Source organism: Methanoculleus sp. 10 (assembly GCF_913757945.1).
Classification (GTDB): Archaea; Halobacteriota; Methanomicrobia; order Methanomicrobiales; family Methanoculleaceae; genus Methanoculleus.
Map to the genome: position 1 here is coordinate 67659 of NZ_CAJYDP010000007.1, position 25249 is coordinate 92907.

Sequence of the window (25249 nt, forward strand, 5' to 3'; positions counted from 1 at the left end):
TCGGAGCCCGGTATCCGCCGCCCCTCTCGCCCCGACCGATCCCCTTAAATATCGATGTCAACGATAATCTTGTTAACGAAAATTTCGGTGACATCATGATTACACTCACACCCGATGACGTCAGGGCCCGGTTCGGGCCGTTGTTCTCGATGAAATACCTCGCCATGGTCGACCAGAAAGCCGGTCTCGCGGAGATCCGCGAGCATTGCCGGGCCCGGGGGACGATCGAGTGGGATGCGGCGAACCGCGTGCGTGCGGGCGGGGCAATCCAGTCCTGCCATGTCGAGGGCACGACGATGACGATGCTTGCCCGGCTGGGGGTATCGCCGGCAAAGTTCGGGGCGGCCGGCCTTGAGATCGGCGGGCAGGCGCTCGAAGGGGTCGAGGTCGACGGGGACGAAGTGGTGACGATCTGGTCCGGGATCGCAGGAGCAGGTGTCGGGGTCGCCGCCTGCCTGACCCAGGCGCCGGGGGTGATCCGGGCCGAGTACCCCACCGAGGAAGACCTCAGGATCGGCGGCGCCCGGGTCTGCCGGGTCCGGATCGTATCACCGCTCTACGAGAAGGTGACGATCGGGATCGACGACACCGATACGCGCGAGGAGGGTGCCACGTGGGTGCTTGCACTCAAGTGCGCCGAGGCCTGCACCCTTGGCGGGGTTGAGTACCTGGACATGCGCCTCGTGCAGCTGAACCCCGCTGTCCCGAAGAAGACCACCAACTGCGTCGGCTCCGCCCTGAACTTCGCCGTCCGGCCGGGGAGGGTGGACGCCCTCCTCGAGTACGTCCGCGACTTCATCGAGTCGGAGGCGGTCAGCAACGACACCGGCATCGCCGTGTACCGGGGGATTGCGTTTGCAGAGGAGTCCCCCTACATGAAGAGGGTCAAGACCGAACTCCTGACGCTCGATGAGGCGGAGGCGGAGGCCGCCCGGATGGGTGTTCGGTTCATCGACTCAAACAGGCGGAAGGGGCGGATAGGAGCACTTGGCGCCGTTCTCTGGGGGAACAAGGGCGTCGAAGCGGCAGGACTCTATGGAGAGACTCTCTGATCCCTACACGATACGGTATCCGCAGATCGTGGCGGTGGCTGACGAGAGCGCCGGGCACGTGGAACTCATCGAGTTCTTCGACTGCACCGGCGGCGCGATGTGGGTGAAGCGCCACTACGCGCAGAGTCCGCTCGTCCGCTCCGTCCGCACCGTGGGCGCGACCAACCGTTACCTCCTCTCGACCGGCAGCGTCGACCTCGCGCTCGAAGGTTCGGTCTTCCCGGCGGGGATCGCCGCCGTTGCCGTTCGGGGCGACGAGATCGCCATCACCTACCGGGGTCTTGGCGGCGGCGGCGTGGGGGCATCCATCTGCCGCGCATCGGCGCCGGGCGTCACCCGCTACGAAAGCGATCCCGCCGGCGGCGGGCGGCTCGCGGGCTCGACGATCTGGCTCCCCCGCCGCGAGCGTGTGATCGTCGGGATCGACGACACCGATACCCCGGAGGAAGGCGCCACCTGGACGCTCGCGCACAACATCGCGCGGGCCGTCGAGGACGACCATTCCCGCTACCTCTCCCACACCATCGTCCAGCTCTTCCCGGTCCCCTACCGGACCAAGAACTGTGTCGCCATCGCCTGTGAGTTCGCCACATCGGACCCGGACGGGCTCGCCCGGCACTACCGCGATCTCCTCGAGGAGTATACCCTCTCAGAGGAGACCGGGATGGCGGTCTGGCGGGGGTTCGACCCCTCCCCGCTCGAGGAGTTCGGCGGAAGGGTGAAGCGGGGCGAAGTCTCGCCAGAAGACCTTGCCGCCATAACCGATAGAAGGCTCTCCGTCCTCATGGACGGCCGGGGCGCGATCGGGGCGGTGGCGGCGATCCCGTTCGCCACGCGGTACGAGGAGGCACTGGCGTTATGGAATGGAGTCGGCTGAAAGCCCGGTTGCTCGAGGCGGGCTCTGTCCGCCTCTCCGGCGAGCCCGCGGACCGCTACGTCTCCCGCTCCGCCGCCGGCCCCTCGGCGGGGACGTCCGGTTCGCTCTTCTTCTCCGTCGGCAAAGGCCGGCGGGTCCGGGTCGGTATCGATGAAGCGGGTTCCATCGAGATCATTCACCGGGGAGGGGGCGAGGCGGACCTCTTCGTCGACGGTGATCTGGTCCGCGGCAGGCTCGAGCCCGCCGCGCTCCACTGCCCCCGCCAGGCCTACATCACCGTCAGCGGGACGTGCATCTTCCATTGCCGTTACTGCCCGGTGCCGGGCCTCCCCGGGCGGAGGAAAGAGATTGCCGAGATCGTGGAACTGGTCCGGAGCGTGGCCGACCGGATCGACGCCATTGCGATCACGAGCGGCGTCGCCTCCTCGATCGAGGAGGAGGAGGCGTACGTCCTCGACGTCGTCGCGGCGCTCGCGCCGTTCGGTCTTCCCATCGGTGTCTCGATCTACCCGGGCCCGGAGACTCCGGTCCGGCTCCATGCCCTTGGCGTCGTCGAGGTGAAGTTCAACCTCGAGACGGCGACCGAGGCGCTCTTTTGCGAGATGTGCCCCGGTCTTTCGTGGACGGCGATCCATGAGGCGCTCTCATCCTCCGTGGCGCTCTTCGGGCGCGGAAGGGTCTTTTCGAACATCATCGTCGGCCTCGGGGAGACCGACGAAGACCTGGAGCAGGTCATGGCCGATCTCGCTGCGGCCGGGGTCATCCCGGTCCTCCGCCCGCTCACCCCGGCGGCGTCTCTCGCCGGTCGGCCCCGGCCCTCCGCCGATCGGCTGCTCCGGCTCTGTGCCGCCCATGAACGAATCCTCAGGCAGGCAGGGCTCGACCCCCGCCAGGCGCTGACGATGTGTCCGGCATGCACAGGGTGCGACCTCGTGCCCGGGAGGGATGCATGAAGGCATGGAGGCGCTCGCTCTCGCCATCCTCCGGTCCGCCGACCGGTGCTACACCGTCCCCGGCTACCCGGTCTCGGGGCTCGCCGGGCGAGTGGGGCCGTGATCACCACAAACGAGAAGGTGGCGCTCGAGTACGCCCTCGGCGACTCGCTCGCCGGGCGGAGGACCGCCGTGATCGTCAAGCACGTCGGCCTCAACGCCTGTGCGGACCCGCTCGTGCACGCAACAGCCCAGGGCCTCCGGGCCGGCGTCGCGATCGTCGTCGGCGACGACGTGCGCGCAGCCGGATCAGACGTCGTGCAGGACTCCCGCTACTACGGCGAGGTCGCCCGGGTGCCGGTTCTCGAACCCGACGGTGAGACGCTCGCCCCGGCAGTCGAGGCGGCGTTCGAGGCCTCGGAGACCTTCTCCCGCGTGGCCATCGTCAGGGTCACGCCCGGCCTCCTGGACGCAGACGTCCCGGAACCCTCTCTCCCGTAACGACCGGGAAGGGAGCCTCGCGGACCCCGGGCTCACGATGGCCGGGCGGGCGCAGGCGGCCGACCGCCGGACGGCGGCCATGTTTGCCTGGTCGCGGTCCTCGCCCTCAACCGCTTCTCCGGCGGCACCGTCGGCACCGGCCCCGCGGGAGGAACGTCTCGGGCGGTCACCGTCTACCGCCGCCGGCGGACCCGGACGCGCTCGCCCTGACCCTTGAGGTCGGCCGCCCTTCCTCCGGGAGCACCGGCTGCTCGCGCCTCCCGACCCTGCCGGGGAGCCGGAGCGGTTCGCTTCACGGGGCTACTGCCGGACGTTCTGCCGGGACTGCCCGTGCCACCCCGCCCTTGCCATCCTGTCCGGGCGCGGGATGCGGGCCGCCTGCGATGCCGGGTGCGCGGTCCTCGCGATGAACCCGCCCTACCGGGTGGGGGTCGCGACATACGGCCTCGGGTCGTCGGTTGCCGTGGCGGCGACCGGCACCGGCGTCGCGCTCACCGGCGACTACGCGCTTCTGCACTCAGGGCTAAACGCCCTCATCGACGTCTACGAACGAGGGCTCCTGCTCCTCTGCATCGTGCTGCGAACAACCGGATGGGGATGACCGGCGGTCACCCTGTCCCTGATACCCTTCGCTACATCGCCTGGGCGGACCGGTCGTCTGCGCCGCAGACGACGCGGGCGCGCTTCGCCAGGCCTCACCCTCCCGGAGGAGGGACCCCGGACGGTGGTGATCAAAGGAACCTGCCCTCGAGGTGCACCATGAAACCCTGGAATATCGAGATCTGTGATGTAACGCTGCGAGACGGGGAGCAGACTCCCGGCGTCTCGTTTACCTGTGATGAGAAGGTAGCGATCGCAAGAGCGCTTGACGAGATCGGCGTGGAGGTGATCGAGGCCGGGTTTCCCGTGGTGTCGTCGGCGGAGAAGGAATGCGTCACCGCGATCGCGCACAGCGATCTGGACGCCCGGGTCTGCTGCCTTGCACGGGCGCTCAAGCCTGATATCGAGGCGGCCCTCGACTGCGACGTTGATATGGTCAGCATCTTCATCGCGACCTCTGACCTCCACATCCGGCACAAATACGAAAGCCCCGCGCCGAGGTGCTCGAGGACGCCCTTGATATGGTGGAGTCGCATCCGACCACGGTGTGCAGGTGCGGTTCGCGGCAGAAGACGCCTCCCGGACCGATCCTCTGTTCCTCATCGAGATGTATAACCGGGGCGCCGAATGCGGCGCTAACCTCGTCAGTTTCGCCGATACGGTAGGATGCCTCACCCCGCTTGAGATCCACGCGGTCATCTCCCGGATCCTCGACGACGTTCATCACCCGCTCTGTATCCACTGTCACAACGATCTCGGGTTTGCGGCCGCAAACACCATCACGGCGGCGGCCGCCGGGCGTTCCAGCTCCACACCACCGTCAACGGCATCGGAGAGCGTGCCGGGAACGCGGCACTTGAGCAGGTGCTGGTCGCGCTAAGGATGAAAGGCGGCGTCGACCGCTACGACCTCCCGCCTGCAGGATATCTCACGGCTGGTCGCCCGGTGTTCGGGCGTGGCCCCGGAGCGCACCCGGCCGATCGTCGGCGAGAACGCCTTTGCCCACGAGAGCGGGATCCACATCGCCGCTATCCTTGAGGACCCGGCGACCTACGAGTCCATCCCCCGAACTGGTGGGCGGCGAGCGGCGGTTCGTCCTCGGGAAGCACACCGGGAGGCGGGCGCTTGAGCATATCGCGAAGGCTTACGGGTTCATCCTCTCCGACGGGCAGGTACGGTGGGTGCTTGAGCAGATCAAACAGAGGAGCGAGGGGAAGTGCAGCGTCACCCCGGAGGTGCTCTGCGGGTTCCTCAGGCAGGCGAAGGTGGGGGTCCTCCAGTGAGCACGCTCTCAGAACGGATCCTCGGTGCACCGGCAGGGGCATACGTGGACCACGAGGTCGATATTGCCTTCGCCCACGACGGGACCGGCATCCTCACCCGGGAGGCGCTCCGGGAGATGGGCGTGGATCGGCTGCCGCATCCCGGGCGCCTGCGCCTCATCTTCGACCACATCGTCCCGGCAAACACCGGGACGACGGCGACGCTCCAGGCGGAGCTCCGCGGGTATGCCCGGGCCTCAGGGATCGACCTCTCGGACGCTGGCGGAGGGATCTGCCACCAGGTGATGAGCGAGGGGGTCGTCCGGCCCGGCATGGTTGTCGTGGGCGCCGACTCCCACACCTGCACCCTCGGCGCTCTCGGCGCGTTTGCCACCGGGGTGGGAGCGACCGATATGGCGGCGATCTGGGCGTCGGGAGCCACGTGGTTCCGGGTGCCGGAGACGATCGCGGTCAACCTCACGGGAAGGCTCGATGGTCCTGCGGAGGCAAAAGATGTCGCCCTTGCTTACGTCGCAAAACTCGGTATGGAGGGGGCGACCTACCGGGCGCTGGAGTTCGTGGGCGACGGAGCGCCGGGGATCTCCATGGACGGGCGGCTGACCCTCTGCAACATGGCGGTCGAGACCGGGGCAAAGGCCGGCATGTTTTACGCCGACGCGGTCGCCGTCCGTCATCTTGCGGAGCACGGTGTTGCGGCATCGCCCCAGGCGGTGGAAGAATCCCGCTACGAGCAGGAGATCGAGATCGACCTTGCCGGCATCGTGCCCCTTGTTGCGGTCCCGCATCGGGTGGATACCGTCCGGGAGGCGGAAGAAGTCGCGGGCACAGAGATCGACCAGGTCTTCGTCGGGACCTGCACGAACGGCCGCTACGAGGACCTTGCCCGGTTCGCCCGGATCGTCCGGGGGAAGCAGGTGGCGGTCCGCACCCTGGTCGTCCCCGCCTCCCGCGCGGTGCTTCTCCGGGCGATCGCCACCGGCGTCCTTGCCGATATCGTGGGCGCGGGGTGCATGGTGGCCCCGCCCGGGTGCGGGCCCTGCCTCGGGGCGCACGAGGGCGTGATGGGGGAGGGCGAGGTCTGCCTCTCGACCGCCAACCGGAACTTCAGGAACCGGATGGGCGTGGGCGCCGAGATCTACCTCTCGTCGGTCGCCACCGCCGCCGCGAGCGCGCTCGCGGGCGTAATCGCCGTGCCGGAGGCGGTGTAATGCAGGGAGTCGGGCCGGCGGTCTGCCTCGGGAACGACATCGACACCGACCTCATCATCGCGGGGCGTTACCTCCGGACAAAGGACCGCTCGGTCTGGGCGGAGCACGTCTTTGAGGACCTGGACCCGGCGCTCGCCGGGCGTCTATCGGGCGCAATCATCGTCGCCGGGAGGAACATGGGGTGCGGGTCGTCCCGGGAGCAGGCGGTGGTCGCCCTCCGGGAGGCAGGTGTTGTCGGGGTCGTTGCGGAGTCCTTTGCCCGCATATTCTTCCGGAACGCCGTCAACGTGGGTCTCCCGGTGATCGAGGCCTCTGTCGCCTGCACCGACGGGGCTTTCGTCGCCTTCGACCTTGATGCGGGATGGGTGGAGGTGGACGGGGAGCGCTACCCGGCCCGCCCGCTCTCGGCGAGGATGGTCGCGATCCTCCGGGCCGGCGGACTGGTCCCGTACTGGAGGTCAAGCCGGTGATCTTTCCCCTGCACTGCAAGTATGTCGGGATCGCGAACGGCACCCCGTGCGGGGAGCGGGTCTATTTCCTCTCGCGCTACCTGGTCCGCGAGACCGGGCCGGGCGGCATGGAGGTGCTCGAGGTCGAAGCCGACCCGGCCGGCACCGGCTTGATGCGCGACGTCCTCTCCACCCGGGTGCTCGCCGCCGGCGATGAGGTCTGCCGTTACCCGGATCTCGTGAACGTCCACGACCGGACATCCCTGGTGAGGGCGGCGCTCCGGTCCGGGCACCGGTGCACCGTGTTCTTCGGCCACGACGGTCAGACCACGTTTGTGCTCGACCCGGACCTTTCGGGGTTCCTCTGGGTCCACGTCTACGACATCTCCCCGCCCCGCCCCCACCTCTCGGCCACGCTCCTCGACCTTGAGAGAACAGGGCTCTTTGGCGACCTCGAAGTCGTCTTCGAGCATCACGTCCGGGATATCAGGGAGATCGGGGCCGATGTCTATCCCTGCCGTGCGGCCGGTTTCTCCCGCACCCTTGATGCAGACCCGGTTCGTCCGGGCGACCGGGTCGCGGGGTGCCTGACGGCGAGGGATCTGGTGCGGGAGTGCTATGGGGGAGAGGTTGGCGTGGAGAACATCTGCCCGCTCGAGGCGGTGGCGGCCGAGCCGTTCATCGCCCGGTGCTGCCGGAGCGAGCGGGGGGGTCTCGGGCGCTGGAACGGCAGGTTCGGCGCGGTGGTCCACTGGGGCGCATCACCCGGGGATATTGCAGAGGCGGTCCGGCGCGTCACGGCCGCATGGAGGGAGCGGGATGGTGAAGGTAGCGGTCGTTGAGGGCGACGGGATCGGGCATGAGGTTGTCCCGGTCGCCCGCGATATCCTCGCGGCCGTACGTCCTGACTTCGAGTTCTTCGATGTCGAGGTGGGCTACGGGCTCTGGGAGCGGACCGGGTGCGCCTGCGGGGAGGAGACGATGGTCGACCTTGGGTCAGCGGATGCCATCCTCTTTGGGGCCGTCACGACGCCGCCGGACCCCGGTTATCGGAGCGTCGTGCTTCAGATCCGCCACGCCCTCGACCTCTACGCGAACGTACGCCCGATCCGGGGCGATGGGGTCGACGTCGTCATCGTGCGGGAGAACACCGAGGGGCTCTACTCCGGCATCGAGTGGACGGAGCCCGACCGCTCCTGCACCGTCCGGGTCGTCTCCCGCCGGGGGAGCGAACGGATCGCCGAATACGCCTGCACCCTCGCGAAGTCCCGCCGGCACCTCACCGTGGGGAACAAGGCAAACGTCTTAAAGTCGGATTGCCTCTTCGTCGAGGTCTGCACGGCGGTGGCCGCCCGGGCGGGAGTTCCCTGCGCGGCCCGTTACATCGACGCGCTCTGTCTCGACCTCCTGATGCACCCGGACCGCTACGACGTGATCGTGACGACCAATATGTTCGGGGACATCCTCTCCGACGCCGCGGCATACCTGGTGGGGGGACTCGGAATGCTCCCGAGTGCAAACATAGGGGAGCGTGCCGCCCTCTTTGAGCCCGTACACGGGAGCGCCCCCGACATCGCGGGAAAGAACGTTGCAAACCCCGTCGCGGCGATCAGGAGCGGCGCGATGCTTCTTTCGCACCTCGGCGACCCTGCATCCGCAGCAGCCGTCGAGGAGGCGGTCATGCGGGTGCTTCGTGCGGGCATCCGGACCCGCGACCTCGGCGGGGCCGCCGGCACCCGGGAGTTCGGGGCGGCGGTGCTCCGCGAGGTCGGGCGGGGGAAGGCCTAAACGCTTTCCCGTCGAGGTGTAGGCTATGGTGCTGGTGGGATGCCACGTCTCCATCGCCGGCTCGATCGACCTTGCGGTCGGGAGAGCCCTTGATTCGGGCTGCGACACGTTCCAGATCTTTTCCAGAAACCCCCGGGGCTGGAAGGCGAAGGACCTCGACCCGGACTCGGTCGATGCTTTCCGGAAGGCGTTAGATGCATCCGGCATCGGTCCGGTCGTCGACCACATGCCCTACCTCCCGAACCCGGCATCGCCCGACGACGAGATCTACGAAAAGTCGGTCGCGGCGCTCACCGCAGAACTCCAGCGGTGCGAGCTCCTGGGGATACCCTATCTCGTGACCCACCTCGGCCACCACCGGGGTGCCGGGACTGAGGCCGGGCAGGAACGGGTCGTCGCCGCCGTCGACCGGGCGCTTGCCGGGGCCGGTGCAGACAGCGTGATGCTCCTCCTTGAGAACACCGCCGGCGAGAAGAACAGTGTCGGGTCGACCATCGCGGATCTCGGCCGGATCTTCGATGGTATCGGTGCAGAAGGGAAGATCGGGATATGCTTCGACACCTGCCACGCTTTTGCCGCCGGCTACGACCTCCGGGCCGGGGAGGGGGTCGATGCGGTGTTCGGGGAGCTTGACGACCGGATCGGTCTATCCCACCTCCGCGTCATCCACCTCAACGACTGCAAGGGCAGCCTCGGGAGCGGGCTTGACCGGCACGAGCATATCGGGCTTGGGTCTATCGGGGAGGAGGGGTTCCGGCATATCCTCGGTCACCCGGCTGTCAGGGGACGCCCGTTCATCTGCGAGACGCCGGTGGACGGGCGGCGGGGTGACGACGGGAACATTGCGAAGGTCCGTGAACTCGCCGGGGCGTGAGCCATCTGGCAGGGCCCGACCCGGATAATATTCCATCATTTTTATAAAAAGTTCGAACATCCGTCCCGGTAACTCGGGGCCGCAAGAGATAAATATTTATAGCCCGATCATGCCGTTCACGAACCCTTTATCCTGCGGGTTCCCGGTGGTCTTCCGGCACCCCGCAGGCTCTCAGTTTGCACGCCGGCGGGACGGGGGCGCCGTCTCCATCCTGCCTGCAGGCACCATCGCATGAGGCGAAAGGGGGCGTTCTCATCGTGGTGATTGGAGAATGGCAGAATATAGAGCGTTAATGGTAGTCTGCGCCGTCGTCGTCGCCGGACTGCTGGCCCCGCCCGTTCTCGCGGTGGAGGCGGCTTCAGGGGAGACGGTGCCGTTCTGCACCGCCGCCGGATCACAGGAGCGTCCGGATATCGACGGCGGTATGATCGTCTGGGAGGACGGACGGGACGGGAGGTACATCTACTACTCCACCACTCCCGGCAGCGACGGCCGGAGAATTACGGACGGCTATGCCGGGCAGGAGTACCCGTCGGTGTCGGGCGACTATATCTTCTGGCAGGACCAACGACACGGGAACACCGAGATCTACCTCTTCTCGCCCTCCGGCGGCGAGAGACGAGTCACGAACAGCACGACCGGCCAGAGGATGCCCGTCGTCCACGGGGACCACGCCGTCTGGTACGATACGCGGAAGGGGAGCGTCGATATCTGCCTCTACGAGATCGCGACCGGCCGGGAAACCTATCTTGACTGCTCGCCCGTGACTGAATGGAAACCGGCGCTCTCGGACGAGTACGTCGCCTGGGAGGAGAGTACCGGGGGCGGGGATATCTGGGTATACGCGATCTCGACCGGGGATAAAAGGCAGGTGACCCGGGACGATGAACGGCAGACCTACCCCGCGATATCGGGGAGCCTCGTCTCCTGGGAGGATTACCGGAACGGGGCGTCCGATATCTACGTCTTCGACCTCGACGGCGACCGGGAGTACCGGATCACCGACGACCCTGCCGACCAGGTCTCCCCGGCAATCGACGGGGAGATCGTCGCCTGGGAGGATAAACGGGGCGGGGTGTGGAACATCTACATCTGTGACCTCTCCCTCGGCCCGGAGGTGCAGATGTCCCTTGCCCCTTCCCCCTGGGAGCAACTCTACCCTGCCGTCAGCGGCAACACGGTCGTCTGGCAGAACGGCCGTGGCGCAGACGCGGATATTTACAGTTTCATCTACACCGGCGGCGCTCCGCCGGTGGCGGAGTTCGCGGCGGATCCGACCGCCGGCATGGTCCCGCTCACCGTCAGGTTCACCGACCGGTCCACCGGCAGCCTGGAGGAGTGGGAGTGGGAGTTCGGCGACGGCGGAACCTCTCCGGAGCAGAACCCGGAGCACACCTACGAGAACGCCGGCAACTATACCGTCTCGCTCAGGGTGAGCGGCCGGTTCGGGGCCGACACCGCAACAAAGATCGATCTCATCCGGGCAGACCTGCCCAGACCCCCGGCCGCCGGTTTCTCCGCCTCGCCGGTATCGGGCGGTGCGCCGCTTGTTGTGCAGTTCATGGATGAATCGACGAACAGCCCCGCCGCCTGGCTCTGGGAGTTCGGCGACGGCGGAACCTCCGCAGAGCAGAACCCAAAGCACACCTACGCGGCAGTCGGGAACTATACCGTCAGCCTGACCGCCGGGAACGCGGCAGGCAGCACGAACATCACGAAACCCGCCTGCATCACCGTGGTTGAGTCCCCTTCGGCCTCATTTCGGGCCGATACCCGGAACGGGACAGCACCGCTCACCGTCCGGTTCACGGACACCTCGGCCGGCGATATCAAAGCATGGTCCTGGCGTTTCGGTGACGGCGGAACCTCCGCAGAGCAGAACCCGGAGCACACCTATGCGGCAGCCGGCACCTACACCGTCTCTCTGACTGTCGCAAACGATGCCGGAGAGAACACGACGGCCCGGGCCGGTTATATAACGGTCCTTGAACCGCTGACCGCAAACCTCACCGCCGAATTCCATGCCGCCCCCCGGAACGGCACGGCCCCCCTCACGGTTACGTTCACCGACACTTCCCCCGGGGAGCCGTCTGCCTGGGCCTGGAGTTTTGGCGACGGGGGGACCTCGACCGATCGCCACCCCTCGCACACCTACACCGCCGCCGGGAACTATACCGTCAACCTGACCGTAGAGAACGCCGCCAATAAGAGCACCACGGCGAAGACCGGGTACGTAGTCGTCCATCCCGCCCCGGCAACGCCGGCACCGACCCAGGTCTCGACAGGAGGCGGCGGTGGCGGAGGGGGTGGCGGAGGCGGCGGTGGTTCCGGCTGGACAAACCCGCACTGGAACACGCCGGCACCGACCGCGGTCGCGACCGCGGCGCCGACCTCTCCTCCGGAAACGGTCAAACCCGGCACGCTCCTCCTCGGGGAGACCGGCCTTGTGAGCCGGTTCGTCCGGATCGGTTCGCCCGACGGTGTTGCGAGCCTCATCATCGCCGAGGGTGTCAGGGCTGTTGACGCCGCCGGGAACCCGCTTCGCACGGTGACCCTCAAAGCGCTCGATCCGCTCGACCTGCCAGAGGCACCGGGAGCGGGGACGTACGCATTCAGCGGGTATGCCTGCACCGCCGGGCCGGACGGTGCCGCCTTCTCACCCCCGGTGACCCTGGCATTCAACTTCACGGAGGAGCGGTGGGATACCGTCTCCGGCGGGCAAAACGGAATTCTGGTTCAGTGGTACAACCGGTCTGTGGGCGCATGGGAGGAGGTTCCCACCGTCGTCCACCCGGAGACCCGGAGCGTCACGGCAGAAGTCTCGCACTTCAGTCAGTACGCGCTCTTCGTCGGGGTGCCCGGGGGTGGCCCGGCGGAGGTTGCCGCGGCCGCCACCCCCTCCCGGCCGGAGGCCGGACCGGGCCCTCTGGATCGGGCCCTTGTCCCCGGTCTGCTCGCCCTCGTCATCGTGGGAGCGGGGGTGTTGATCTACTTGCGGAAAGGAAACCCCTGAAACACCCGGTCGGCAAAAAATAAGGGAAGAGAGAGGGTCACTCTCTCCTCGTCCTCCCCGCGAGCAGGAGGAGGAGCAGCGCCGCCCCGGCAGCGATCGCACCGAATCCCGGTGCCGCCGGGGTTGATGCCGGGGCCTCTTCGAGGCCGGCCAGCCAGGCGGCACCCATCGCGGGTGGAACCTGCCGGATGCCTGCAAGGACGTAGCCGCCGGGGGCGCTGTCTGCCGCGTAGACCCTGGCGCCCGGGATCGTCGTCTTCCACCGTACTATCCCATCCCCGTCGGTCCCGAAGGCGAAGGCCTCGCCGCTCCTGATATCGGTGCCTGCGATCATGTATCCCCCGGCGGGCCGCAGGGCGACGGCGTAGCCGGCGAGCCCCTCCATATTCCGGAGCCAGACCTCCTCTCCTTTCGCGTCGACGAGGCCGTACCAGAAGTTCCCTGAATAGACGAATCCGCCCTTCCCGGTCTCTTCAACGTCGAAGATGACCGGGACGGCGTAATTCTTCTCCCAGAGCGTGTTGCCGCCGGCGTCGAGACGGATGAGGAACGCGTCCCCGAGATCGTAGGTGAAGGGCGACTTCGTGCCGCCTATGACGTATCCGCCGTCGGCAGTCACGATTCCTGTGTTTGCTGCGGCTCCGGGGAACGTCCGGCTCCAGGTGGGCGTGCCGTTGCCGTCGGTCTTCGTGATGACCGCGGTCGTATCGTTCGCCGATCCAGGCAGGTCCCAGAGCCACCCGGTGATGACGTAGCCGCCGTCAGCGGTCGGCCGGACCACTGATACCTTCTCGTTTTGCAGAACCTGCCGCCACTCCTCCTTCCCGGCGGCATCGGTCCTGATCAGGAGCGAACTGCCCTGGCGGGCGGCGTTCTGGTCCTGCCCGGCCGTAGCGTTGTATCCGGCGACGATGTACCCGCCATCAGTGGTCTCGGCAACAGAGGCTGCCGCCATGCCGGGGAACCTCTCCGTCCATATCTCGTTCCCCCGGCCGTCGGTCTTTACGAGCAGCAGGTCTTCGCCGGATCCCGTGAGGGTTGAGCCGAGAACGATATAACCGCCGTCCGCTGTGCCTGCGACGGCGTCGAACTTGCTGTTCTCCTCCGGTGAGAACGTTACGTTCCAGGCGACCGGCAAAGCGATCTCGCTTGCAGAGGCAGCAGAGACCATCATCACCGCCGCTACGAGCAGCGCCACCATGATGGGCCCGGGCTGCCGGAAGTATCGGTATCTTTCCGTCATGGAATCGATCACTGGTGCGGCCCGGCATGCCAAAAATTTAGTGGTCTTCCCTCGCCCGGACCAGGTGCCGTGCCGGTGCGCCCCCGCGCCGGCAATCCATTAAAGAAGACAAACCTCCTATAGTTCTACCACGTGTTGGCGACATTCGACGGAACCTGGGTGCGTCTTGGTGGCGAAGGACGCACGCTCTACGAGCAAGGGGGGTACGGGAGGCTCGAGGGAACCGGCCTCCGGCTCTCTCCTGAAGAGGCGCTCTACCTCATGGAGCGCAGCAAGATCGACGTGAAGGATTTCGGCTTTGATACCCTGCTCGGCCTCTTCGCCGGCCAGCCGAATTTTGTCCGCCGGTATCTCGTCTACCGCGACATCCGCGAACGGGGATACGTTGTCCAGCCCGGCCCGCACGACTTCCGCGTCTTCCGCCGCGGCCACAAGCCCGGGGCCGGCAGGTCCCAGTACCTGATCCGGGTCCTCTCCGAGCGGGATCTTGTCGATTTCGAGCGGCTGGGCCAGGACGTGCTTGCCGCGGTCAACATGAGGAAACAGTACCTCCTCGCGGTCGTGGACGACGAGGATGAACTGACCTACTACGAGGTGCGGGTGCAGGACCTCCCCGGCGTCGGGGAGCCGGCCAGGTGCGACACACCGGTCGAGGCCTCCCTCTTCGGCACCTACGCGCTCGCCCACCTGCCCCCGGGGACATCCCTCGAGGAGGACTGGTACGGCAAACGGCTTGACCCTGAGAGGCTCCTCCTCCGCCCGGTCGAATCGATCTATCTCATGCGCAAGGGTTGCCTCACCGTCACGCGGGATGGGGAGCCGATGACCGCAGAGCAGTTCCTCGCTGCGGCGGCCGAAAAAGACATCGAGCTCCGCGAGAAAGAGCGGGTCTTCTCCGATCTCCGGGAGAAAGGCTACATCCCGAGGACCGGGTACAAGTTCGGCCACCACTTCCGGGTCTACTCCGGGAAGAAGACCCACTCCGAGATGCTTGTCCACGCCGTCCCTTCCGGGACCTCCACGCCGATGAGCGCCGTCTCCCGGTCGGTCAGGCTTGCTCACAGCGTCAAAAAGAAGATGTTGTTTGCCTGCATATACAATACCGATATCAGGTACGTCGAATTCGCCCGAATCAAACTGTGAGCGTCCGTCCATGCAGTCCGGAATGAATCCGTGGTCGAGTAACCAGACCGTCGATGTAGATCGACTCTTTGCCGAGTTCGGCATCGAGCCTGTCGGTGAGGTCGCGCGAAGGCTTCCCGAGGTACCGCCGTTTATGCGCAGGGGTGTTGTCGTCGGACACCGGGACTACGGCCTGATCGTCGACGCCATCCGGAACCGCACCCCGTTTCACGTGCTGACCGGGTTCATGCCTTCAGGCCTCCCGCACCTCGGGCACCTGATGGTCATGAAGGAGGTGGTCTGGCACGTCCAGCAGGGCGGGAACGGCTACGTGGCAATCGCCGACCGGGAGGCGCACGCGGTCCGCGGCATATCGTGGGAGAAGTGCCGCGAGTACGGGAAGGAGTACCTTAAAGCCCTCTACGCCCTCGGCTTCCGTGGCACAACTTACTACCAGAGCAAGAACGAGCGCTTAAAAGACCTCGCGTTCGAGGCGTCCACGAAGGTGAACTTCTCGGAACTTACGGCGATCTACGGGTTTGGGCCTGAGACAACGCTTTCGCACGCGATGAGCGTCATCACCCAGGTGGCCGATATCCTCTTCCCGCAGCTCGACGCCGGCCCGGCTCCTACGGTCGTTCCGGTCGGCCTCGACCAGGATCCGCACATCCGGCTCACCCGGGACGTGGCCTATAAACTCAGGATGTTCACGGTCGAAGACCGCGGCGACCACGTCAGCGTCAGGTCGAAGAATGCCCCCGAAGCGGCTCTCGAAGCCGTCCACCGCACGTTTTGCGGCTCAAAGAAGTACGCGGGCCACGTGGACGTCACCGGGGTGCCGTCAGGAAGGGTCGAGGACACCGTCCGCGAGATCGAGCTTGCCCACGGGGGGTTCGGGTTCTACCTTCCCTCGTCGACCTACCACATCTTCATGCCCGGCCTCCGGGGCGGGAAGATGTCGAGCAGCGTACCCGAGAGCCTCTTCGGGTTCTATGAGCCCGAAAAGTCAGTCAAGAAGAAGATCATGGGTGCGCTGACCGGAGGAAGGATGACGCTTGAGGAGCAGAGGCGCCTTGGGGGCGAGCCCGGCTCCTGCCCGATCTACCTCTTAAATCTCTTCCACATGCTCGAGGACGACGTGGAACTTGCCGACCTCCGCCGCCGGTGCGAGAGCGGCGAGCTCACCTGCGGGCAGTGTAAGAAAGAGACATATGAACGCGTGCAGGCGTTCCTCGCGGATCTGCGGGATAAGATGGATGCAGTTGAACACCTTGCAGAGGAGGTGTGATGTGGAACTGACGTTAAACGAAAAGAGACTCCTGGCCGCCTTGGGACCGGTGGGGTCGGCCGATGTGGCCGCCCTTGCCGACCTGATGGACTCCCGCCGGGAGGCGGTGGTGCAGTATGCAAACCTTGCCGGCGAGCGGGGGCTTGTGGACGTCGAAAAGCACGTCTCCCGGCGGTATGTCCCGACCGACGAGGGGCGGGCCTACGTCGGGAAGGGCCTTCCCGAGCGGCAGGTGCTTGAGAGTTTCGAGGAGACCATCCCGATGCGGGACCTCCAGGCGCACCCGCTCGCAAAGATCGGGATCGGCTGGATGCGGAAGAAAGGCTGGATCGCCATCCGGGATGGGGTCGTGCAGAAGACCGGCAACGCCGCTCCCGGACCTGATGAGATCGCGTTTGCCCGGGCAAGCGAGAGCGGTTCGGTCGAGGACGGCGAAGGAGTTGCCGACCTCCTCCGGCGCGGGCTCGTGCAGGAGGAGGAGACCGTCATCTATACCGTCTCGATCACGCCTCTGGGCCGGGATCTCCTCGCGAAAGGGCTCGACCTCCAGGAAGAGGCAGGCACGCTCACCCGTGACCAGATTCTCTCCGGCGCGTGGAAGGATCTCCCCCTCCGGCGCTACGATGTCAGGAAAATCCCGAAGCGCGCCTACCCGGGAAAGGTCCACCCCTACCAGCGCATTCTCGACGAGATGCGCCGTATCCTCTTTGACATGGGATTTACGGAGATGGCGGGCGGTATCGTGCAGAGCTCGTTCTGGAACTTTGACGCCCTCTTCCAGCCGCAGGACCACCCGGCGCGGGAGATGCAGGACACGTTCTTCCTCGGCGAGCGCTGGCCGCTCCCGGAGGGGTATGAGCGCGTCCGTGATATGCACGAGCACGGGGGCGAGACCTCTTCTGCCGGGTGGGGAGGCACCTGGAGCGCCGCAAAGGCAGAGCAGTGCGTGCTCCGGACCCATACGACAAGCCTCTCCATCCAGCACCTCGCAAAGCACCCAAAACCGCCGGTGAGGGCGTTCTGCATCGGCCGGGTCTACCGGCGGGAGGCGATCGACCCCACCCATCTTGCGGAGTTCGAGCAGCTCGAAGGCATCGTCATGGACGAAGGCGTCAACTTCCGCCACCTCCTCGGGTTCCTCAAGGAGTTCTACGCCAAGATGGGTTTTGAGAAGGTCAGGTTTCGCCCCGGGTACTTCCCCTACACCGAACCCTCCGTGGAGCCCGAGGTCTACGTCGACGGGCTCGGGTGGGTGGAGCTCGGTGGGGCGGGGATTTTCCGGCAGGAGGTGACCGCGCCCTTCGGTATCGAGCACCCGGTCCTCGCGTGGGGGCTCGGGATCAGCCGGGTGGCGATGCTCCGGCTCGGCCTCCGGGATCTCCGGCAGCTCTACCGGAGTGACGTCGAGTGGATCCGGGAGACGCCCACCTACAGCGGGAGGCGGTGAGATGGCGATAATCACGTTGCCCTACCGGTACATGGAACGGCTGACCGGGACCGACCGGCAGACGATCATCAACCGTGTCCCGATGATCGGGGCCGACATCGAACGGATCGAGGAAGACCACGTAGACGTCGAGTTCTTCCCCGACCGTCCCGACCTCTACTCCCCTGAGGGCGTCGCCCGGGCGTTGCGCGGGTTCCTCGGGATCGAGGAGGGGCTCCCGGTCTATACCGTCCGTCCCTCCGGCATCACGTTCTCGGTCGACCCAGACCTTGCCGGCATCCGGCCGTACCTCGGATCAGCGGTGATCCGGAACGTCGACTTCGACGAAGAGGCGATCGAGAGCCTGATGAGCCTCCAGGAAGCCCTCCACTGGGCGGTCGGGCGCGGGCGGGCCAAGGTGGCGATCGGCGTCCACGACCTCGACGCGGTCACGCCGCCGTTCCGTTACATCGCCTCCCCCCGGGACCGGTCCTTCATCCCGCTGGACTTCGAGCGGGAGATGACCATGGAGGAGATCCTCACCGACCACCCGAAAGGCCGGGACTACGCCCGCCTCGTGGAGGGGTTCCCCCGGTTCCCCCTGATCGTCGATGCAAAAGACCGGGTGCTCTCCTTTCCCCCCATCATCAACGGCGAGTTGACAAGGGTCACGACGACGACGAAGAACATCCTGCTCGACTGCACCGGCACCGACAGGAAAGCAGTGATGACGGCGGTGAATATCATCTGCACCGCGCTCGCCGAGGCCGGGGCGACGATCGAGACGGTGAAGGTCGAGGGCGAGGAGATGCCGACGCTTGCCCCCGCAGAAAGGGTCGTCTCGGTCGAGGAGTGCGCCTCCCTCCTCGGCATCCCTCTCATGCCGCAGGAGATGGTGAGGCTCCTTCGCCGGATGCGGTTTGGGGCCGAACCAGACGGCGCGTCCCAGGTCCGGGTCTTCGTCCCGTGTTACCGCTCAGACATCCTCCACGATTGGGACGTCTTTGAAGACGTGGCGATCGCCTACGGCTTTGAGAACTTCGATGCCGCCCTCCCGCCGACCTCCACGGTCGCAGAGGAGCACCCGATCACCACCATCGCGGGAGCGGTCCGGTCGGTGATGACCGGTCTTGGGTACCTTGAGATGATGCCGTTCACCCTCTCAAACGAGCGGGTGCTTTATGCGAAGATGCAGCGGGAGCCCCTGCCCGGGACCCTCCGGGTGCTTCACCCGATCAGCGAGGAGCAGACGGTAGTCCGGACCGACCTTCTTCCCCTGCTCATGGAGATGCTCCAGGCGAACAAGCACCGCGAGCTCCCGCAACGTCTCTTTGCGGTGGGCGACGTGGTCGAGGACTGCGTCACCTCCCAGATGGTTGCGGCGGCGAGCATTCATCCGGCGGCCGACTTCTCGGAGGCCTACGCCGCGGCGGACGTCCTCTGCCGGGAGCTCTCGCTCTCCTATACGGTCACGGAATCGACCGATCCCGCATTCATCGACGGTCGTCGCGGGGATATCATCGTTGATGGAAGAAGAGTTGGGGTGTTCGGGGAGATCCACCCGACCGTCCTGAACGCGTTCGACCTTGAGCATTCGGTCGCGGCGTTCGCGCTTGACCTTACAGCCGTACCGGGATACCCCGTCCCGCCAGGTACTCCTTGACCTCGCGGACGGTGAATTCACCGTAGTGGAAGACGCTTGCCGCGAGGCAGGCATCGGCCTTTCCTTTTGCAAATCCATCGTAGAAGTGTTCGAGCGTGCCCACGCCGCCGCTTGCGACCACCGGTATCCCGACCGCTGCCGAGACCGCCGCGGTGATCGGGATATCGAACCCCTCTCTTGTCCCGTCGGTCTCCATACTGGTGAGGAGGATCTCGCCGGCCCCGCGCTCCTCGGCCTCGCGCGCCCAGGCGACGGCGTCAAGCCCCGTCGCCCTGCTCCCGCCGTGGGTCACGACCTCGTACCAGCACTCCCGCCCGTCGGCAAGGGGGATGGGGTTTTTCTCCGGTTCCATCTCATAGTTTCGCCGGACGTCTATGGCGACGACGATCGCCTGCGTGCCGAACCGCTCCGCCCCCCGCGAGATCAGTTCCGGGTCCTTTACGGCGCTGGAGTTGATGCTCACCTTGTCCGCGCCCGCCCGGAGGATCTGCTGCATGTCGTCGATCGTCCGGATGCCGCCGCCGACGGTGAGCGGAAGGAAGAGCTCGTCTGCCGCCCGCTGGATCACGTCGATGATGGCGCCCCGCCCCTCTCTGGTGGCGGCGATATCGAGGAAGACCACCTCGTCCGCACCCTGCTCGTTGTAGCGCTGGGCCAGCGCGACGGGATCGCCCGCGTCGCGCAGGCCGACGAAGTGCGTGCCCTTGACAACCCGCCCGTCCTTGAGGTCCAGGCAGGGGATGATCCGCTTCGTCAGAACCATGCCTACTGGGTGGGAGGCGATGGGTGATGAGGGTTTCGGGGTGTGACGGGCGGGAGGACAGGTGCGTGAGCACAGCCGGGTGAGGGGGGACAGGTATCCGGGCCTGCCCCTCCCCGGAGCCGCACCGGTACGCCGCGAGGAAAACTGCGGCCGTCCCCTCAGGTTTAAGTAATCCGGGAAGATATCTTTACAGGCAAACCGGAGGAATACCCGGGCGGGATAACGGGTCTGGTGGTTTAATGGAGTCTGGAGATCTTAAAATTGCATGGGCGCGGCAGTACATGCCCGTACTCTCGTCCATTCGGGAACGGTTTACCGAGGAGAAACCTTTCTCCGGCATGACCGTCGGCATGGCCCTCCATGTCGAGGCAAAGACTGCGGTGCTGGTCGAGACCCTGGCGGCAGGCGGCGCAGAGGTGTACATCACCGGGTGCAACCCCCTCTCGACCCAGGACGACGTCTCGGCGGCGCTCAACACCCGTGCGGGGGTTCACTCGTACGCCCGGCGGGGGGCCGGCGTCGGGGAGTATTACGCGGCCATCGATCGGGTGCTCGATGCCCGGCCTGCGATCACCATCGACGACGGCATGGACCTGATCCACCGCATCCACACCGAGCGGCGGGAGGTGCTGGACTCGGTCATCGGCGGGTGCGAGGAGACCACGACCGGCATCCACCGGCTCCGCGCGATGGCCCGGGACGGAGCGCTTAAATTCCCGGTCATCGCCGTCAACGACACCCCGATGAAGCACTTCTTCGACAACGTCCACGGCACCGGGGAGAGCTCGCTTGCATCGATCATGATCACGACAAACGTCCTCATCGCCGGCAAACGGCTCGTCGTCGCCGGTTACGGCTACTGCGGCCGGGGGCTTGCACAGAAGGCGCGGAGCCTCGGCGCCCGTGTCATCGTGACCGAGGTCGACCCGCGGAGGGCGCTCCAGGCGCATATGGACGGGTTCGATGTCATGACGATGGATGATGCGGCACCCCTCGGCGACATCTTCGCCACCACCACCGGCAACGTGGGCATCATCACGGGTCAGCACTTCCCGGGGATGAAGGACGGGGCCATCCTCGCGAACGCCGGTCACTTCAACGTCGAGATCGACGTCGAATGGCTCGCGTCACACGCGGACTCCGCCATCCACCGGGATGGCATCGACACCTACCTGCTCGGCGCCAAAGCCATCCACGTCCTTGCCGAGGGAAGGCTCGTGAACCTCGCAACGCCGAAAGGGATGGGCCACCCCATCGAGGTGATGGACCTGAGTTTCGCCGTCCAGGCGCTCTCCGCGGAGTTCATCGCAAAATGCGGCAAAAATCTTGCTCCCGGCGTGCACGACGTCCCGTCCGTCATCGACGAGGGGGTGGCACGGCTGAAACTCGCCGCGCTCGGCCTCTCGATCGATCGGTTGACGCCCGAGCAGGAGACGTATATGAGCAGCTGGACGATCGGGACGTAAATCGACCCGCCTCTCTTTTTGTCTTGCGGGGGTGAAGGGGGCGGAGCGGGAAGACCCCACCCTTCAGGGTGGGATAGTTCATTCCCGGCGGGCATCCCCGTCATTGTCGATCCTGAGCATAAACCCATGCCCGCACCTGCAACACCGGTACTGCGCATACAGGCCGCCGCCGGGAATAATAACATCCCCGAGAAAATCTCCCTGGGACCCGCACAGAGGGCATGCCGGTCCCTGGTCAATGAACCAGCGGCCGCACCTGAGACACTGGTGGATAGTATGGATCCGCGGACTTGCGGCGATGGTATCCTCAATGTTGTTCCGGCACCCGCAGAAAGGACAGAGAGTAGATGCGTCGTCCTCTTCCGCGTCACCCGGCGGGCACGTTGCCTCCGGGGTACTGTCTAACCCCCGCACGCGCCAGCCCCTCCATTCCCCGGGATAGTGCTGATTTTTCTCCTGTTCGCCTGCCGGATGGCTGTCCAGCCGTTTTTCATGCAACAGCATGGAGCTCCCGAAGGCTTAACGGTATCTATTGGTATCTATTGGTATCTTATGGGAAAAATAAAAACAGTGCAATATAATTGTCTTGCCGGGATACCTGTATGGGAAGATGGAGTCCCCCGATAACGTCTCGAGCAAGCAGGTGGGTGTGCGGTTGCCGGGCCATCTCTACCGGTGGTTGAGGGAGAAGGTCGACAGCGGCGAGTACTCGAATATGGCCCAGTCCGTCATCGGGGAACTGACAAAGGCCAGGGCGCTCGAAGAGGTGCGGCGCCGGGAAACCCCGCTTTACAGCGTCTACGAGGACGAACCCCTCGCCCGGATGGTGAACGAACGCATCGAGGGTATCCGTCGCGAGCTCCTGGATGAAGTGAAGCGGCGGCGTGCCTGATACCCGCTCGCTACTCGCTTCTCGTGTGCAACCTGCGCGAGATCGGGACGGGGGTACCTCTGCCGTTCTGCCACTCGTGCCGAGGACTATCCCGGAGGGCGCGGTACTCTCCCTTCTGTCCAGGGGACAGAGCAGAAACTTGGCTTACTCTCTCGCGCTCCCCGGATCGATCCGCATGAAGAGTCCTCACAAGCTCCCATTTTCGCTCGCTCCGATACTTTACCCCTGTTCCGGTGGTGCTGCCCATGGGAAGACCGCATCCTTTTAATATTCTCGCGGGATGTAAACAAAATTCCCTTGATGTGGGCACGATGTACACTAAATTAAATATCTGGAGTCGTAACCCCTTATAGAACAGGTGTTTTTATGAGATCATCAACCCCGGCAACTCTTGTTGCAGTAAGCCTTCTGATCATCGCCGGTCTTCTGGTTGCAGGGTGTACAACCACCCAGCAAACTCCCGAGCCGACAACCCTGACCGTCTTCACGGCCGCATCGCTCACAGGAGCCTTCACGGACATCGGCAAAGCCTACGAGGCAAAGAACACAGACGTCAAGGTCGACTTCGTCTTCGACGGTTCGCAGACCCTCCGCACCCAGGTCGAGCAGGGAGCGACCCCCGATATCTTCGTCTCCGCGAGCACGAAACATATGAAAGCGCTCCAGGGCGGTGGGTTCATGGACAACAGCACTGTGGCCCCGTTCCTCGGGAACAGCCTGGCCCTGATCGTCCCGGTCGATAACCCGGCAAAGATCACCGGTCTCGCCGACCTGGCAAACCCGGGCACAAAGATTGTCATCGGCACCAAGGACGTTCCCTTCGGCGACTACACCCGGCAGATGCTCGACAAGATGGCCGCCGACCCTGCATACGGCGAAGCGTATAAGAACGCCTTCATGGCGAACGTCATCTCCGAGGAGACCGCGGTGAGCAACGTTATGCCCAAACTGATCCTCGGCGAGGCGGATGCGGCGATCGTCTATAAATCGGACGTATCAAAAGACGACCGGGATAAACTGATACGGTTCGATATCCCGTCCGAGTACAACGTCGTGGCCACATACCCGCTCGGCATCCTTGCTGCATCGCCGCACAAGGCTGAGGCGGAGTCATTCATAGCATTCGTCCGGGGTCCGGACGGCAGCGCCATCCTGACAGATTATGGATTTGACCCGATTCCGGCAGGAAAGTGAGGTACTCCGGCACGGCAGCCGGACGCGACCGGGGAGGGTGGCACTCACCCTCCTCATCACCGCCCTTCTCTCGCTCTTCCTTCTCTTCGTCACGATACCGGTAGTCTCGCTCTTCCTGCGCATATCGCCGGAGGCGTTCTTCAGTTCGCTTGCCGAACCGGTGGTCCTCGATGCGCTCTCGCTCTCCCTCGTCACCGCGACGGTGAGCACGGTGATCGTCGTCCTCTTCGGGACGCCGCTTGCCCTGGTAAACGCCCGGCATGACTACCGCGGCAAGGTGATCGTCGACACCCTCACCGACCTTCCCATCGTCCTCCCGCCGGCGGTGGCGGGCATCGCGCTCTTGATGGCGTTCGGCCGCCGGGGCGTCGTCGGGCAGTACCTCGACCTCTTCGGCATCCATATCGCCTTCACCACCCTCGCGGTGGTCCTCGCCCAGGTCTTTGTGGCCTCGCCGTTCTACATCAGGCAGGCGAAGGCGAGTTTCGAGGCGGTCGACCGACTCTACGAGGATGCAGCACGGACCCTTGGCGCGTCCCGCTGGACCGTCGCCCTCCGGATCACCATCCCGCTTGCGTGGGGCGGGCTTATCTCCGGGGCGATACTCTCGTTCGCCCGGGCGCTCGGGGAGTTCGGCGCCACGATCATGTTCGCCGGGAACTTCCAGGGTCGGACCCAGACGATGCCGCTTGCGATCTATACAACCATGCAGGGCGACCTTGACGCCGCGATCAGCCTCGCGATCATCCTTGTCCTCATATCATTTGCCGTGATCGCCGCGGTGAAGGTCGTCACCCGGAGGAGCGCCTGATGCTCTCCGCCCATGCCGTCCGGCAACTGCGGGATTTCGCCCTCGACATCACCCTCCCGGTCAGGGAGGGTGAGACCCTCGTCCTCATCGGGGAGAACGGGGCGGGCAAATCCACGGTGCTGAACCTGATCTCGGGCATCCTCACACCTGACCGGGGCGAGATCACTCTCGGAGGTCGGACGCTTTTTTCGGACGCAAAAAGGATCGACGTCCCCACGGAGAACCGGAACATCGGCCACCTCTTCCAGTCCTACGCCCTCTTCCCGCACATGACTGTCGCCGAGAACGTGGCGTTCGGCCTCCGGTGCAGGAAAGTCCCAAAATCGGAGATAGCCGAGTCGGTGGCGGAGCAGCTTCAGGCGATGGATCTCTCCGACCTCGCGGACGTCAACGTCGGCCGGCTTTCGGGGGGGCAGCGGCAGCGGGTGGCCCTCGCCCGGGCGCTGGTGCTCGAACCGGAGCTCCTCCTCCTCGACGAACCGCTCGCCGCCGTCGATATGCGGGCCCGGGGGGCGATGCGAAAGGAACTCCGAGAGCATATCCGGAACGCCGGCATCCCCTGTATCGTCGTCACCCACACCCTCCGCGACGTCCTCGAACTCGCGAACCGCATCTGTCTCGTTGAGGAAGGAAGGGTTGCGGCCGACGGGGCGCCGGAGGAGGTGCTCGGGATGCGGGAGAATGCGTTTATCGCGAGCTTTGCCGAGAGGTGAAGGAGGGCGCTTCCGGCGGGAGCGTCTCCTTCCGGCCGGAGGTTCCGAAACGACCTTCTACCCCGGGCGGCCATGAATGGTCATAGCATAC

The 25249-nt window shown here is 65.6% G+C and carries 23 protein-coding genes and 1 pseudogene; 22 read left to right on the top strand and 2 right to left on the bottom strand.

What is annotated here, in order from left to right:
- The first annotated feature begins 95 nt into the window (after positions 1-95).
- The 13 genes and pseudogenes from QZ408_RS09435 (at position 96) to QZ408_RS09495 (ending at position 12577) form a co-directional block, all read left to right on the top strand.
- Complete coding sequence (locus QZ408_RS09435; protein WP_292491161.1) at positions 96-1052, top strand: tRNA(Ile2) 2-agmatinylcytidine synthetase; 957 nt, start codon at positions 96-98, stop codon at positions 1050-1052.
- On the top strand, positions 1036-1929 hold the full coding sequence (gene mmp11 / locus QZ408_RS09440) for a methanogenesis marker protein 11 (RefSeq protein WP_292491162.1): 894 nt from the start codon (positions 1036-1038) through the stop codon (positions 1927-1929). Before QZ408_RS09435 ends, mmp11 begins: the two co-directional genes overlap by 17 nt.
- Positions 1911-2882 carry a radical SAM protein gene (locus tag QZ408_RS09445; protein ID WP_292491163.1) on the top strand — a complete coding sequence of 324 codons (972 nt, stop codon included), beginning with the start codon at positions 1911-1913 and terminating at the stop codon, positions 2880-2882. Before mmp11 ends, QZ408_RS09445 begins: the two co-directional genes overlap by 19 nt.
- Positions 2883-2981: 99 nt before the next feature.
- Positions 2982-3362: a hypothetical protein gene (locus QZ408_RS09450; RefSeq protein ID WP_292491164.1), complete on the top strand. Its 381-nt coding sequence runs from the start codon at positions 2982-2984 to the stop codon at positions 3360-3362.
- Between the two features lie 367 nt (positions 3363-3729).
- The gene (locus QZ408_RS09455; protein WP_292491165.1) at positions 3730-3963 is read left to right on the top strand and encodes a hypothetical protein; all 234 of its coding nucleotides are present in this window, start codon (positions 3730-3732) and stop codon (positions 3961-3963) included.
- A gap of 158 nt (positions 3964-4121) precedes the next feature.
- Positions 4122-5245 (top strand): annotated as a pseudogene (locus QZ408_RS09460) (homocitrate synthase family protein).
- Positions 5242-6453 (top strand): 3-isopropylmalate dehydratase/homoaconitate hydratase family large subunit, encoded by a 1212-nt coding sequence (locus QZ408_RS09465; RefSeq protein ID WP_292491166.1) that lies wholly within the window; start codon positions 5242-5244, stop codon positions 6451-6453. Before QZ408_RS09460 ends, QZ408_RS09465 begins: the two are co-directional and overlap by 4 nt.
- Complete coding sequence (locus QZ408_RS09470) at positions 6453-6923, top strand: 3-isopropylmalate dehydratase (RefSeq protein ID WP_292491167.1); 471 nt, start codon at positions 6453-6455, stop codon at positions 6921-6923. The genes QZ408_RS09465 and QZ408_RS09470 overlap by 1 nt, the downstream gene beginning before the upstream one ends.
- Positions 6920-7744, top strand: a complete 825-nt coding sequence (locus QZ408_RS09475; protein ID WP_292491168.1) for a hypothetical protein — start codon at positions 6920-6922, stop codon at positions 7742-7744. The genes QZ408_RS09470 and QZ408_RS09475 overlap by 4 nt, the downstream gene beginning before the upstream one ends.
- Entirely contained in the window at positions 7722-8690 is a 969-nt protein-coding gene (locus QZ408_RS09480) for an isocitrate/isopropylmalate family dehydrogenase (protein ID WP_292491169.1), read from the top strand. Before QZ408_RS09475 ends, QZ408_RS09480 begins: the two co-directional genes overlap by 23 nt.
- 25 nt (positions 8691-8715) lie before the next feature.
- Positions 8716-9564: a deoxyribonuclease IV gene (locus QZ408_RS09485; RefSeq protein WP_292491170.1), complete on the top strand. Its 849-nt coding sequence runs from the start codon at positions 8716-8718 to the stop codon at positions 9562-9564.
- Between the two features lie 109 nt (positions 9565-9673).
- On the top strand, positions 9674-9799 hold the full coding sequence (locus QZ408_RS09490; RefSeq protein ID WP_292491171.1) for a hypothetical protein: 126 nt from the start codon (positions 9674-9676) through the stop codon (positions 9797-9799).
- A 36-nt stretch (positions 9800-9835) separates the two neighbouring features.
- The gene (locus QZ408_RS09495; RefSeq protein ID WP_292491172.1) at positions 9836-12577 is read left to right on the top strand and encodes a PKD domain-containing protein; all 2742 of its coding nucleotides are present in this window, start codon (positions 9836-9838) and stop codon (positions 12575-12577) included.
- A gap of 37 nt (positions 12578-12614) precedes the next feature.
- Here the strand turns inward: QZ408_RS09495 and QZ408_RS09500 are convergent, their stop codons facing one another.
- Complete coding sequence (locus QZ408_RS09500) at positions 12615-13820, bottom strand: hypothetical protein (RefSeq protein ID WP_292491173.1); 1206 nt, start codon at positions 13818-13820, stop codon at positions 12615-12617.
- Between the two features lie 132 nt (positions 13821-13952).
- On the opposite strand from QZ408_RS09500, the gene endA reads away from it, so the two are divergent.
- Genes endA through pheT form a run of 4 tightly spaced genes read left to right on the top strand, consistent with a single transcriptional unit; the run spans position 13953 to position 19319 of the window.
- Positions 13953-14963 (top strand): tRNA-intron lyase, encoded by a 1011-nt coding sequence (gene endA / locus QZ408_RS09505; protein WP_292491174.1) that lies wholly within the window; start codon positions 13953-13955, stop codon positions 14961-14963.
- A gap of 10 nt (positions 14964-14973) precedes the next feature.
- The gene (locus QZ408_RS09510; protein ID WP_292491175.1) at positions 14974-16230 is read left to right on the top strand and encodes a tryptophan--tRNA ligase; all 1257 of its coding nucleotides are present in this window, start codon (positions 14974-14976) and stop codon (positions 16228-16230) included.
- A gap of 1 nt (position 16231) precedes the next feature.
- On the top strand, positions 16232-17677 hold the full coding sequence (locus QZ408_RS09515; RefSeq protein WP_292491176.1) for a phenylalanine--tRNA ligase subunit alpha: 1446 nt from the start codon (positions 16232-16234) through the stop codon (positions 17675-17677).
- Position 17678: 1 nt separating this feature from the next.
- Complete coding sequence (gene pheT / locus QZ408_RS09520; RefSeq protein ID WP_292491177.1) at positions 17679-19319, top strand: phenylalanine--tRNA ligase subunit beta; 1641 nt, start codon at positions 17679-17681, stop codon at positions 19317-19319.
- Here the strand turns inward: pheT and hisF are convergent.
- Complete coding sequence (hisF, locus tag QZ408_RS09525; protein WP_292491178.1) at positions 19276-20082, bottom strand: imidazole glycerol phosphate synthase subunit HisF; 807 nt, start codon at positions 20080-20082, stop codon at positions 19276-19278. The two genes, pheT and hisF, sit on opposite strands and share 44 nt — an antisense overlap.
- Before the next feature lie 239 nt (positions 20083-20321).
- Here hisF and QZ408_RS09530 point away from each other — a divergent pair, with 239 nt between their 5' ends.
- The 5 genes from QZ408_RS09530 to QZ408_RS09550 all read left to right on the top strand — a co-directional run bounded on the left by QZ408_RS09530 (position 20322) and on the right by QZ408_RS09550 (position 25158).
- Positions 20322-21548, top strand: a complete 1227-nt coding sequence (locus QZ408_RS09530) for an adenosylhomocysteinase (RefSeq protein WP_292491179.1) — start codon at positions 20322-20324, stop codon at positions 21546-21548.
- A gap of 610 nt (positions 21549-22158) precedes the next feature.
- The gene (locus QZ408_RS09535) at positions 22159-22440 is read left to right on the top strand and encodes a hypothetical protein (RefSeq protein ID WP_292491180.1); all 282 of its coding nucleotides are present in this window, start codon (positions 22159-22161) and stop codon (positions 22438-22440) included.
- 366 nt (positions 22441-22806) lie between these two features.
- A complete protein-coding gene (gene modA, locus QZ408_RS09540; protein WP_292491181.1) occupies positions 22807-23634 on the top strand; it encodes a molybdate ABC transporter substrate-binding protein in 828 nt (275 codons plus the stop codon).
- A 37-nt stretch (positions 23635-23671) separates the two neighbouring features.
- Complete coding sequence (locus QZ408_RS09545) at positions 23672-24445, top strand: ABC transporter permease (protein WP_365995911.1); 774 nt, start codon at positions 23672-23674, stop codon at positions 24443-24445.
- The gene (locus tag QZ408_RS09550) at positions 24445-25158 is read left to right on the top strand and encodes an ABC transporter ATP-binding protein (protein ID WP_292491183.1); all 714 of its coding nucleotides are present in this window, start codon (positions 24445-24447) and stop codon (positions 25156-25158) included. The genes QZ408_RS09545 and QZ408_RS09550 overlap by 1 nt, the downstream gene beginning before the upstream one ends.
- Positions 25159-25249: the final 91 nt, after the last annotated feature.